General features: G+C 25.8%; 14 protein-coding genes. 12 read left to right on the top strand and 2 right to left on the bottom strand.

Annotated elements, in window-relative coordinates; translation table 4 throughout:
- Window positions 1–40: 40 nt before the first annotated feature.
- The 4 genes from T388_RS0102475 (at window position 41) to T388_RS0102460 (ending at window position 2,948) form a co-directional block, all read left to right on the top strand.
- Window positions 41–511 carry a hypothetical protein gene (locus tag T388_RS0102475; protein ID WP_027120740.1) on the top strand — a complete coding sequence of 157 codons (471 nt, stop codon included), beginning with the start codon at window positions 41–43 and terminating at the stop codon, window positions 509–511.
- Between the two features lie 67 nt (window positions 512–578).
- Window positions 579–1,250, top strand: coding sequence for a (d)CMP kinase (cmk, locus tag T388_RS0102470; RefSeq protein WP_027120739.1), 672 nt, complete (start codon window positions 579–581; stop codon window positions 1,248–1,250).
- Entirely contained in the window at window positions 1,240–2,547 is a 1,308-nt protein-coding gene (der, locus tag T388_RS0102465) for a ribosome biogenesis GTPase Der (RefSeq protein ID WP_027120738.1), read from the top strand. Before cmk ends, der begins: the two co-directional genes overlap by 11 nt.
- 125 nt (window positions 2,548–2,672) lie before the next feature.
- The gene (locus T388_RS0102460) at window positions 2,673–2,948 is read left to right on the top strand and encodes an HU family DNA-binding protein (protein ID WP_027120737.1); all 276 of its coding nucleotides are present in this window, start codon (window positions 2,673–2,675) and stop codon (window positions 2,946–2,948) included.
- Here T388_RS0102460 and recU read toward each other — a convergent pair.
- Both recU and rpsT read right to left on the bottom strand, forming a co-directional pair.
- Window positions 2,945–3,430, bottom strand: a complete 486-nt coding sequence (gene recU / locus T388_RS0102455; RefSeq protein WP_027120736.1) for a Holliday junction resolvase RecU — start codon at window positions 3,428–3,430, stop codon at window positions 2,945–2,947. The genes T388_RS0102460 and recU overlap by 4 nt on opposite strands.
- Window positions 3,431–3,527: 97 nt before the next feature.
- Window positions 3,528–3,803, bottom strand: coding sequence for a 30S ribosomal protein S20 (gene rpsT, locus T388_RS0102450; RefSeq protein ID WP_027120735.1), 276 nt, complete (start codon window positions 3,801–3,803; stop codon window positions 3,528–3,530).
- A gap of 160 nt (window positions 3,804–3,963) precedes the next feature.
- On the opposite strand from rpsT, the gene T388_RS0102445 reads away from it, so the two are divergent.
- The 8 genes from T388_RS0102445 to T388_RS0102410 all read left to right on the top strand — a co-directional run bounded on the left by T388_RS0102445 (window position 3,964) and on the right by T388_RS0102410 (window position 12,760).
- Window positions 3,964–4,407, top strand: coding sequence for a ribosome assembly cofactor RimP (locus T388_RS0102445; RefSeq protein WP_027120734.1), 444 nt, complete (start codon window positions 3,964–3,966; stop codon window positions 4,405–4,407).
- A 19-nt stretch (window positions 4,408–4,426) separates the two neighbouring features.
- Window positions 4,427–5,989: a transcription termination/antitermination protein NusA gene (gene nusA / locus T388_RS0102440; protein WP_027120733.1), complete on the top strand. Its 1,563-nt coding sequence runs from the start codon at window positions 4,427–4,429 to the stop codon at window positions 5,987–5,989.
- Entirely contained in the window at window positions 5,976–6,266 is a 291-nt protein-coding gene (locus T388_RS0102435; RefSeq protein WP_027120732.1) for a YlxR family protein, read from the top strand. The genes nusA and T388_RS0102435 overlap by 14 nt, the downstream gene beginning before the upstream one ends.
- Complete coding sequence (gene infB / locus T388_RS0102430; protein WP_027120731.1) at window positions 6,245–8,050, top strand: translation initiation factor IF-2; 1,806 nt, start codon at window positions 6,245–6,247, stop codon at window positions 8,048–8,050. The genes T388_RS0102435 and infB overlap by 22 nt, the downstream gene beginning before the upstream one ends.
- 18 nt (window positions 8,051–8,068) lie before the next feature.
- Window positions 8,069–8,581 (top strand): adenine phosphoribosyltransferase, encoded by a 513-nt coding sequence (locus T388_RS0102425; RefSeq protein WP_027120730.1) that lies wholly within the window; start codon window positions 8,069–8,071, stop codon window positions 8,579–8,581.
- A 237-nt stretch (window positions 8,582–8,818) separates the two neighbouring features.
- Window positions 8,819–9,928 carry a PstS family phosphate ABC transporter substrate-binding protein gene (locus T388_RS0102420; RefSeq protein WP_027120729.1) on the top strand — a complete coding sequence of 370 codons (1,110 nt, stop codon included), beginning with the start codon at window positions 8,819–8,821 and terminating at the stop codon, window positions 9,926–9,928.
- 50 nt (window positions 9,929–9,978) lie between these two features.
- On the top strand, window positions 9,979–11,952 hold the full coding sequence (gene pstA / locus T388_RS0102415) for a phosphate ABC transporter permease PstA (protein WP_027120728.1): 1,974 nt from the start codon (window positions 9,979–9,981) through the stop codon (window positions 11,950–11,952).
- Complete coding sequence (locus T388_RS0102410) at window positions 11,906–12,760, top strand: phosphate ABC transporter ATP-binding protein (protein ID WP_456298982.1); 855 nt, start codon at window positions 11,906–11,908, stop codon at window positions 12,758–12,760. Before pstA ends, T388_RS0102410 begins: the two co-directional genes overlap by 47 nt.
- The last annotated feature ends 2 nt before the right edge of the window (window positions 12,761–12,762 follow it).

Here is a 12,762-nt window from a genome sequence, read left to right as displayed (position 1 = left end):
GTATGCAACAAAAACTAGAGTTTTTTTATATAATCATAATATGACAAAATCGAATAATAAAATAGAAGTAAAAACATCTAATAAATCTTATTTACCATATTCTCAAAAAGATTTATTTACTAACCTACTAAAGGAAGATAAAATATTGAATAAAAATTATCAACTTTTTTTAAAATTAACATCTAATTTTGATATTTTTGAAAATAATGAAATTGATAGTATGTTGCCAATTAAAAAACGTGTTGAAAATATATTAAATCCAATTGATAATCAAAAATTCATTTTTTACTTAGATAAAATTAACTCTTTTGATATTAACTCAAAAGAGTTTAAAAATAACTATTTTCAAAATATTTCTTTTAAATCAAATGATCTTGATTACTTAATCGAAAATCAAAATATATACAAAAATGAAGGAGATTTTCTAAATGATGAATCAGCATTTAATAATACTGATAATATATCATTGGAATCTACAACTGAATTAGTTGTAAATAAAGTAAATTTATAAATTAAATTCACGATATTATAATTATTAATTTAAAATATACATAAACAAAATAAGCTAAAGGGGTTTTATGAAAAAAATAAACATCGCTATTGATGGTCCTGCAGGAGCAGGTAAATCGACCGTGTCTAAAGAATTAGCAAAAAAACTAAAATATACTTTTATCAATACCGGAAGTGTTTATAGAGCTATTGCTTTATATGCAAAAAATCAAAATATTTCATGAGAAAATGAAAGTGAAATTAATAATATTTTAATTGATAATATTATTCAAATTGATGAAAAAGAACATGTTTATTTACAAAATATTGATGTATCTCATGATATAAGAAACGATGAAATATCAAAGGGCAGTTCAAAAATTGCACAATATAAAAATGTTCGTGAATACGTTGTAAAATTTATTCAAGAAATTACAAAAATAGGCAAGGGCTATATAATGGATGGCCGTGACACAACATTTAAAATTATGCCACATGCAGAAGTGAAAATCTTTTTAACAGCTAAAGCGGAAGAAAGAGCTAGAAGAAGAATTTTACAAAATAAAGAACTTGGATTCAAAGAAGATTACAACACAGTATTAGAAGAAGTTAGAAAACGTGATTATCAAGATAGTCATAGAGAAGTTGATCCATTACATAAAGTAGAAGATGCAATAGAAATAGAATGCACAAATATGACCTATGAAGAAGTTGTAAATAAAATAATTGATATTGTAGAAAAGAGAATTAATGAGAAATAATGTAATTGCAATTATAGGAAAGCCTAATGTTGGAAAAAGTACTTTATTTAATAGACTTGTTGGAAAAAGAAGTTCAATTATTTTTGATAGACCCGGAGTTACAAGAGATAGATTATATGAAACCTTTATGTGAAATGGTAAAGAAATAAAAGTTATAGATACTGGAGGGATTGAAATTGAAAATAAACCTTTCCAAGAACAAATTAGAATTCAAGCAGAAATTGCAATTCAAGAAGCTAATGTAATTATATTTATGGTTGATGGAATGTCTGATATAACTAATGACGATGCTATGATATTCAATATGTTAAGAAAAACTGGCAAACCAGTTGTTTTAGTAGCAAATAAATTAGATAATATTTCTGCGTTTAACTACTCATGATATGGTTTAGGCACAGACAAAATTTTTAGAATATCGGCTCAACATGGTAACGGTGTTGGTGATGTATTAGACGAATGTTTAAAAAACTTAACATTAGATAATGAACAAGAATCTAAATTGTTTAAATTATCAATAATTGGAAGACCTAACTCAGGTAAAAGTTCAATGGTAAATTTGTTAACTGGACAAAATAGAGCAATTGTTTCAGAAATTGAAGGAACAACAAGAGATAGTGTTAAAAGTGTTGTAAAAATTAAAGATGAGGAATTCGAAATTATTGACACTGCTGGAATTACTAAAAAAAGTAAAATAGAAGATAAAGTTGATAAATATGCTTTAATGAGGGCTATAAGTTCATTAGACGAATCCAATTTATCGATAATTATGCTTGATTGTTCAAAACCACTATCACATTTTGATGCTCGTATTATTGGATATGCTTTAGAAAATAATAAACCAATTATTATTGTTGTTAACAAGTGAGACATTATTAATAAAGAAGAATATAATAAAGATACTTATGAAAAAATGTTAAGAAATAGATTTCATTTTGTTCCATGAGTTCCTGTTTGTTTTGTTTCTGTAAAAACTAAATTTGGTATTGAAAAGCTTTTAGACAAATTTATGCAAGTAAAACAAAATTTAGAAAGAGATGTTAAACCATCTGTATTATCAAATATGATAAGAGAAACACAAATGATTCAACCCGCTGCGCCTTATAATGGCGGAAGATTAAATATTTATTTTGCAAGAAAAACTCAAGATAAAATTCCTACATTTGTTTTCTTTGTTAATAATAGAAAATATATTCACTTTAGTTATGAAAGATATTTAGAAAAACAAATTAGACAAGTACTTGATTATTCTGGATGTCCAATTAATTTAATTTTTAAAAATAAATCTGGATTAGAATAAAAATTGTTTTACTTTTGTGCCTATAAAATAGCAAAAAAAGTAAAACAATTTTTATTTTATAGTATTATATATATAAACGAGTTTCAAAAACATATTAAATAACTCAAAATATGAAAGGAAATATTATGACAAAAAAAGAATTTGTAGCAAAAGTATCTGAAATGATGGATGTTCCCGTTAGAGTTGGTGATCAATTTTTTAATGCTTTTGTTTTTGTTTTAAAAGAACAATTAATTGCAGAAGACAAAGTTCAATTATCTAATTTAGGTATATTTGAAACCAGAATAAGAGCTGGACGTGAAACTAAAAATAGTTTTAACGGTGAAGATATGATTGTACCTGAAAAACGTGTTGTTAAATTTACACCATCTAAATATTTAAGAGACATTGTTAATTTCTAATTAATTTTATTCAAATAGGGTAAAAAATCAATAATTCCTGGAAAGGTTAATTCGATTTTAAACCCTATTTTTTTTATATGTTCATAAGAAACAGAAGTTCCAATAATTTCACTAAGTTTTCTAGCTGAAATTAAATAAAATTCATCACAAAAACTAAACAAAATAATAAAAAATGCTAATCCACCATTTTTATCAATATTTAATAAATAATTTCACTGGTGTTGCAAAATATTATTTTTAGGCAATTTAGGCAAATTTGTTGTTTTAGCTTCAAATGCAACAAATTTGCCTTTAAAGCATCCTATATAATCCACAGTACTTTTTTTATAAATAAATGCATCTTTTAGTGTTCTATTATCGACTTTAAAAAATTTTATTGGTAAGTTCTTTTTTTCTATATACGCAATATTATTTTCAAAATAATAACTTAATGTTTGATTTATAATTTGCTCTAATAACATTCCTCTATTTTTACTATTCATAAACATAATTGATTATAAAATCCATATTTTTAAGAAAATAAAATAAAATTATAAAAAAATCAACTTTTTTACAAGTTGATTCATGTTAGAAAACTTATTAAGCTTCTTTTTTAGCATTTTGTTCGTTCACAAATTTATCTAAACGTGATGATTTTCTTGCACCTTTGTTAGGATGAAATACACCTTTTTGAACTGCTGTGTGAATTAATGAATGTGCTTTTTGAACTAATTCTTTAGTTTTTTCATCTTTTGCTAACACTGCTTCTCTTGCAGCTCTAATTGCTTTACGAACTCTTGTTTTCATAGCATTGTTACGAATTCTAAATTCTTCCATTTTTGCAATGCTTTTTACTTTTGATTTAATATTTGCCATAATAAGCCTCCCTTTTTTCATAAATTTACTATTAAAAAATAATAGTAGAAAAAATCATTTGAAATTATATACTAAAAATAAAATATGTTATAATAATTTCACAAGTTGAATATATATGAGTTGCTGCTTGCAACTCTTTGTTGTTTTTTAAGGAGTATAAATGAATTGAAACTTAGTTTTAAAAGATAAATTTAAAGAAAAAGTTATAAGTGCCAAAATAAATCATGATAAGGAATTAAATGTAGAAGTTTTAGAAGTTGTTGTTAATTCTCATGATATTAAAGAAATAGAAAATATTACAAAACAAATTAATGAATTTATTGATGCAAATTTTGAAAATAAAATTAATTTTGATAATCTTTCAATATTATCACCTGGAGTAAAATATGACTTTGTTTTTGAAGATTTATGTCAAGAAATGTATGGTGAAAAATTAAAAATTAAATTAAAAAAGAATCAATATAAAAATAATGAATTTATCGGTAAATTACTTGAAAAAAATAACGATTTCTTAATTTTATTATGGAATAACAAAGGTCAAATGAGAAAAATTCAACTTGAAAAAGAAAATATTCAAAAAATAGAAAAATATCTAAATATTTAATAATAAAAGGAGCAAAAATATGCCTGCTAATAAAAAACCAGATAATACTGAATTATGATTCAAAGTAATAATGGAATATAAGAATAAAAATAATTTTGAACTAAATGATTTAATACAAGTGTTTAATGATGAGGCTAACAAAATAATAAATAATAAAATAGACCCAGAGGCTGAAATTGTTTTTGAACTTGATGAAGAAAAACAATTAGTTCATATATACAATACAAATATGGAAGTTGTTGATAATGAAGAAGAAATAACACCAGATGAGATTGTTTCAAAAGTACATTTGGCAGATGCTAAAAAAATACAAAAAAAAGCACAAATTGGTGATTTAATCAAATTTGAAATTGATATAACCAACGTATTGAATCAGTCATCAAAACAAAATTTGTTAAAAATATTTACTCAAATGTTAAAACAAGGAATATCAAGCCTACAAAAGAAAATGATTTATAATGAATTTATTTCTAAAATAGGAGAATCGGTAAAAGTTATTTTTACATCAAAAAATAATAATAATAATTCTTGAAATGTTAAATTTGAAAATGATGTTACAGGTTATTTACCTCCACATTTAATTAGTTCTAAAAGAAATATTAACCCAGGTAGCTATCATGATGTAGTAATTGAAGAAGTAAGTCCAGATACCAAACTAAGTCAAATAACAGTTTCATTAGATTCACCTAAAATTGTTGAAAATATCTTGAAGAACGAAATACCTGAAATTAATCAAGGATTAATATCAATTAAAAATATTGTAAGACAACCAGGAGAAAGAACAAAAGTATCTATTCAAAAAACAGAATTAGCAAACAGTTTAACAGATGGTTTTGATCCATATGGTGCAATTATAGGTGAAAATGGAAAAAGAATTGATGCTATAAGTAAAAAAATTGATGGAGAAAAAATTGATGTTATCTTATATAGCGATGATATAAAAACATATATAACAAATGCAATGCAACCTGCTAGAATACTTGATGTTGTTGAAAAATCTGATTCTACACAAAAAGCATTTTATGTAATAGTTACACAAAATGGCTTAACACCCGCAATTGGTAAAAGAGGTGTAAATGCAACTCTTGCATCAAATTTAACTGGAACAAGTTTGGATATTATTAGTGTTGAAGACGCTAAAGAAAAAGGAATTAACTTTAACGAATCTAAATTGTTAGAATTACAACAAATGACATTCAAATCTTATAAACCGCAAAGATATTCAAATAGAAGAACTAAACCACAAGTTACATTTAATAACACTAACATTAATATGGATGTTTTTGAAAATGATGTTCAAGCATTTGAAGCGCAAGAAAAAGAATCATTTGAAAATAAATATGCAGATCTAGATTTTGATGCTTTATTTGCAAAACATAAAGAAGAAAATCCTGACACATATGAAGAACAAAATGATAAAGAAACAGTTAAACAACAAATAATAACTGATGAAATAACCTCAAATGATGATTATAAAAAAGCAAAAGAAGTTGCAAAAAATTTTGTTGTTGATGAAGATTTGAAAAATTTTGGTTTAGATTCAAACTTTGACTTTAATGATATTGATGATGAAGACTGATAAAAAATATTTGAGAAAATGCATCGCAACAAACGAAATAGTTGAGATTAATAAATTGGTTCGTATAGATTTTGATAAAAAAAACAATATAATATCTCTAGATATTAATAAAACTAAAAAAGGAAGGGGTGCCTATTTCATCCCAACTATTGAAAATTGACAAAAACTTGTTAAAACTAAGGGTTTAAATCGCACATTTAGATTTGCAGTAAACAAAAATGTTTATTTAGATATAGAGAAAGAATTGGAGGACAATAAATGCCTAAAAAAAATAGAGTAAGTAATGTTGAAGCAATTAAAACACAATTAATTGATGTAAAAACAGAAATAAAAAATGGTGTATTTGTTTTTACAAATAAAATGCCTTTGGGAGAATTTGCTCAAAAAATTAACATAAACCCAAATGAATTAATAAAAAAATTTATGTTAAAAGGAAAAATGTATCAAATCAATCATGTATTAGATGAAGAAGAAATTGCAGAAATATGTGTTGAAAATAATTTAGATTTTAAAAAGGAACAAAGCATTGATGCAGCAAATTTTTTAAATAATGTTGTTTTTGAGGATGATCCTAAATTGTTAGTATCAAGACCTCCTGTTATTACAATAATGGGGCATGTTGATCATGGTAAAACAACCTTAATTGATTACATAAGAAAAACAAAAGTTGCTTTAAGTGAAAGTTCAGGAATAACACAACATATAGGAGCATATCAAGCACTCCATAAAGGTAATAAAATTACATTTATTGATACGCCAGGTCATGAAGTATTTACAGAAATGCGTTCTCGAGGCGCAAAAATAACAGATATAGTAATTTTAGTTGTTGCTGCTGATGATGGTGTTATGCCACAAACAAAAGAAGCAATTGAACATGCAAAACAGGCCGAAACTCCAATTATAGTTTTTGTTAATAAAATGGATAAACAGTCAAAAGATGTTGAAAAAATAAAAAGAGAATTATCTGAAAATGATGTAATTATTGAAGAATATGGCGGAGATACACCTGTTGTGTATGGATCTGCTAAAACAGGACAAGGTATTGAAGAACTTCTAGAAGCTATTACTCTCCTATCTTCATTAATGGATTTAAAAGCTAATAGAAGAAGACAACCATTAGGTACTGTTATTGAAAGCAGAATAGACAAAGGTGTTGGTGTTGTATCAACTCTTATTGTTGAGAATGGTTCTCTTTATAAAGGTGATTTTATTGTTGCTGGTTCAAGTTACGGAAGAATAAAATCACTTCATGATGCTGTAGGTAATGAGATGGCTCATGCTCATCCTGGAACACCAGTTGTTGTTTCTGGACTAAATGTTGCTCCTTTAGCAGGCGATAAATTTGTTGGTATGGAAGATGAAAAATTTGCTAAAAAAATTGCTCAAGAAAAAGCAATGATGGATAAAACTCGTGAACTATCATTAAGAACAAATTCATCAATAAGTGAAGATGGTAAAAAAGTTTTAAACATAATAATTCGTTCTGACGTACAAGGAACCGCTGAAGCTATTAAAAGTTCAATTCATGGAATGAATAATGATGAGGCAATTATAAAAGTTATAGGAGCACAAGCAGGACAAGTATCCAATGCTGATTTATTACTTGCACAAACAGCAAATGCGTTAATTATAAACTTTAATATTAAACCTGCACCAAGTATTAAACAAAGTGCTAAACAACAAGGTGTTAAAATGATTTATTATAAAGTTGTTTTTGATGTTACTAAGGATATGCAATCTCTTCTAGATGGCGAAAAAACAACTGTGTATGAAGAGAGAAAAATTGGTTCGGCTCATATCATTAAACTATTTACTTATTCTAAAGTTGGTACAATTGCTGGATGTATGATGGATGAAGGCGTTGTAAAATCCAATTGTAAGGTGAAAGTCTTTAGAGGAAGAAAAATGATACACCAAGGCCAAATCGATTCTTTAAAAAGAGAAATGAATGATGCTAAAGAAGTTGAAAAAGGTAAAGATTTTGGAACACATATCAAAAAATTTAATGATATAAGAGAAGATGATATCTTAGAATTTTTTGAAGATGTTCCAGTTACAATATAATTTATTTGAGGATTTATTATGGAACTAAAAAAATACATTAGAGATATAAAAGATTTTCCAAAAAAAGGAATAATTTTTAAAGATATTTCACCTTTATTAGCTAATGGAGAAGCATTAAATTACACAATTAAAACAATGTCGGAATTTGCTAATGATGTTGATATTATTGTTGGACCAGATGCAAGAGGTTTTTTATTTGGAACACCTGTTTCTGCATTTTTAAAAAAACCATTTATTATGGTTAGAAAACCTGGTAAATTACCCGGAGAAGTTTTTTCAAAACATTATGATTTAGAATATGGAAATAATGTTTTACAAATTCAAAAAGGATTTGTTAAAAAAGGGCAAACAGTTGCTATAGTTGATGATGTTTTAGCAACCGGTGGCACAACAAATGCAATTATTTCTTTATTAAGAGAACAAGGAGCCATTGTAAAAAAAGTAATTCTATTATTAGAATTAAAAGATTTAAATGGAAGAAAAGTCTTAGAAAAAGAAAATGTGGAAGTTATTTCGTTAATGAAATTTTAAAAAATAGAAATATCGTTTAAAGTAAATGATATTTCTATTTTTTTATCTTTGAAGATGATAAAACTAAAATGTTTGATTGTTTATTTTATTTATTAAAATAATGGAATATTTTTTTAGTCAAAACAAGTTTTTTATTCTTTTGTTTTTTTAAGAATTTTTTTATGCTATTCTAATTGTAAGCGTAGAAAAATAATGCTGATTACCTAAACGTTTTATTAAGGAGATAAAAATTAACCAATGAAAAAAATATCATTACTTTTTTCTTCAACAATAATTACTAGTATAGCAATGTCTTCGATTACAATTTCTTGTTTTAAAGATAATGATGAAAATTACGATTTTCTCAATTGAGATAATGCTAATGTAAAAGAAAGTGTTAATGGTGAAGGTTCTTCGTCTGTATATCCCATTATTAATGCAATTGTAGGGATTTCTGAAGGAGAACTAACATATAGTCCCACCGGTTCTGGTTCTGGACTAAAAGCAATGGATAAAGTGAAACCTGCAAAACAATTTGGTATGACAAGTTCTACAAAACATCCAAAAAATGATAAGTGATTAAAAAATAGTATTAGAACTATTACATGAGCTATTGATGCAATAGCAATAGCGATACATATGCCATCCAATTTAACATTAAAAAATAATGCAAAAAGGCCAATTATAGATATAAACAAATTAAGAGATGCTTATAGTGGCAAAGCAATTAAATGAAATGAATTAATTATTAATTTAGAAAATTATACAAATAATTCAAATGTCAAAGTCTATGGAAGAAATAAAGGAAAATCAGCATCTGGAACAGCCGAGGGTTTTATGCATACATTATTAAAAGGTGTCACTTTTTCTAAAGAAGAAAAAAAATCAATTGAAAACCATGAAACATTGCCAAATGATCAATTAACTGGTGAGGCAAATACAAACGCCTATACAACCATTAAAAATAACGAAGGTTCTTTAACTTATGTTTCTTTAGGTTATGGTTTAAAAAATGAAAATGAAAATATTAAATTAGCAGTCATAAAAGTTAATGACAATGAATTTTGGGAACCATCAATTGAAAATGTGGAAAATGGTTTATATAAATGAAGAAGACCTTTTAATATAATATATGACTCGGCAGACTCTGATTCAAGAAATTTTGTTAAATATTTATTAAGTGAAGAAATTCAAGAATTTATAAAACAAAAAGACTTTATTAAATTATCAAAAGAACAAAAAGAACTGCAACAAGATGTATGAAAATCAGATGAAGATATTTATCAAGACATAAAAAGCAGTGCTCAAAAATTGGCTAAGTTTGCTTATACTAAGGGCGAAAAAATAGTTTTAGGTTTAAACATATAGCTATTAAAATTCAATTTATTTTATACATTTTATAAATATGAAGGAAAATTATGAATTCAAAAATTTTAAAAAAGAAACAAGTTGCAAACAGCCTTATAAAAAATACTATTTTTATTGTTGCTTCATTTTCAATAATTATTTTAATAATTATGTTTTCATTCATTCTTTTCAAAGCATTTCCAGCTTTCAAAGGCAAAGGATTTGTAAACATATTCTTCACAAGCGACATAACCAAATTTGGAATTTGAGGAGCTCTAAGCATATCTTTTATAACAAGTGTGGGAGCTATATTAATAGCATTGCCTATTTCTAAGCGTATTGCTATTTTAATTCGATATAGGTTAGAAAAATATGGACGACCGTTAAGAATTATAATTGATATATTAGCAGGAATACCTTCAGTGGTTTATGGTGTTTTTGCATTAAGTTCTTTGGGAAAATTCGCCGGTTTAATTACAGGTACTAAAAGCGTTTTAACTATTTTTAATGCAACATTGATGTTAGCTATTATGGTAATACCAACCATGGTATCTTTAATAACTAATCAATTGTTTTTAGTAAAACCAACTCTTTTAGAATCTTCTATAGCTTTAGGTAATACAAAAACAAAAGCAATTTATTCAATAGCCTTAAAAAACATTAAATCAGGAATATATGTTGCAGCGATTGTTGCTTTAGGAAGAGCAATTGGTGAAACTATGGCAACATCGATGATTTTAACATCATCAACTCCTTCAAATATTTTTAAAGAAGGATTTGGTTTTATTAATCAAGGGTATAGCAATTTAGCTTCTGCTATTGCAAATTATATGTTTACAGATAGTAGCGATGATGCAATTGTTCAAAATGCTTTTGCTATGGGATTAAGTTTATTTATTTTTATAATGATTTTGGTTTCAATAGTAACAAGAATTTCCAATAAGAAAAAAATATCTATAAATAAACCTTTTGCAAAAAATGAATTTAAGTATATTTTTGTTGACATATTAAAATTACCATTCACATTTTTATATTATGTAACATATTCAATTTCTTATCTTATTAAGAAGATTAAATTATTTATAGTTAAAATTTTGTATAAAATAAGATTCTTATTTATTGATAGGTTTATAAAGTATAAAAATAACTTTACATTAAGATCCAAAAAAATCGCTGTAATTTACTCTATTTTTTGAGAAATAATTTCAGCACTTATAGTTATAAGCATTGTTTTCTGAATATTAATCGAAATAATTACTAAAGGTGTTCCTAATATTAATTCTAAAGATTTTGACATAAAAAAAGACGGAATAATGAATGCTTTAATTTGAACATTAATTTTGATTTCTGTTTCAATTATAATTGCATTACCATTAGCATTATTTACAGCTATATTTTTATCGGAATATGCACAAAACAACTGATTTGGTAAAATTGTTAAATTTTTTTTAGATTCCTTAGGTGGAACACCAAGTATTCTTTTTGGTATTTTTGGTATGGTATTATTTATACAAATTCTTGATATAAAAGAAGCAAGGGGTCAAAGTAGTCTTTTAGCAGGTGCATTAACAATGATGTTAGTTATTTTACCAACTTATACGAGAAGTGTGGAGCAAGTAATCATAAACATACCTTATGAAATGAGAGAGGCTTCACTTGCATTAGGTGCAACGAAATGGGAAACAATTAGAAAAATTATAATACCACAAGCTATTGCAGGAATAATATCGGGAACGATTTTATCGATGAGTAGAATTATTTCAGAAACTGCGCCTGTATTTTTAACACTAGGTATGTCATACAATCCAAAATTTGGTTTATTAAAACATGGTCAAACATTAACTACACATATTTTAGGAAATCAAATTTATGATATTCAAAACGAATCAGCAAGAATTGCTTCATCGTATAAATATGCTTTAGCTACAATAATTATTATTACTTTATTAATCACAATATCTTATAGCATCAATCCTTTAATTCAATGAATAAAAAAAATTAAACACAAGAAAAAGTATATTAATATCGGAGGTAAGAATGAATAATATTTTTGAAGTCAAAGATTTGAACTTTTATTATAATAAAAAAACTGTTCATGCATTAAAAAACATAAATATAAATATTCCTAAAAATAAAGTCACAGCATTTATTGGTCCTAGTGGTTGCGGAAAAAGTACATTTTTAAGGTGCTTTAATTTAATGAATAACTTAATACCTAATATAAATATTGAGGGAAGCATTTTTTACAATAATACAAATATTGTTAATAAAAACGACTCAATTTGAAACAAAATAAAAAATTGAAAAACTAAAAAAACTAATAAAAATATTTCGGAAATTGAAATTAGAACAAAAATTGGAATGGTGTTTCAAAAACCTTCTCCTTTTCCACTATCTATTTATGACAATGTTGCATATGGACCTAGAAGTAATGGAATAAAAAATTCTAAAGAATTAGACATTATTGTTAAAGAGTCCCTAGAAAATGCTGCATTATGAGAAGAAGTAAAAGACAGATTAGGTGATGATGCAACAGGTTTAAGTGGTGGTCAACAACAAAGATTATGTATTGCTAGGGCAATTGCAATGAAACCCGATGTATTGTTAATGGATGAACCTACATCTGCTCTTGATCCGATTGCAACAGCTAAAATTGAAGAATTAATAAATTCGTTAAGAGAAAAATACACAATAATTATAGTTACGCACTCAATGCAACAAGCGGCAAGAATTTCTGATTTAACAGCATTTTTTTATATGGGTGAATTAATTGAATTTAATAACACACAAAAAATATTTACAAATCCAAAAGAAAAATTAACTGCAGATTATATTAATGGAAAAATGGGGTAAGA

Source organism: Mycoplasmopsis lipofaciens ATCC 35015 (genome assembly GCF_000686585.1).
Classification (GTDB): Bacteria; Bacillota_I; Bacilli_A; order Mycoplasmatales; family Metamycoplasmataceae; genus Mycoplasmopsis; species Mycoplasmopsis lipofaciens.
The sequence above is the reverse complement of the archived record's forward strand: the minus strand, read 5'-3'. Positions and strand labels throughout refer to the sequence as shown.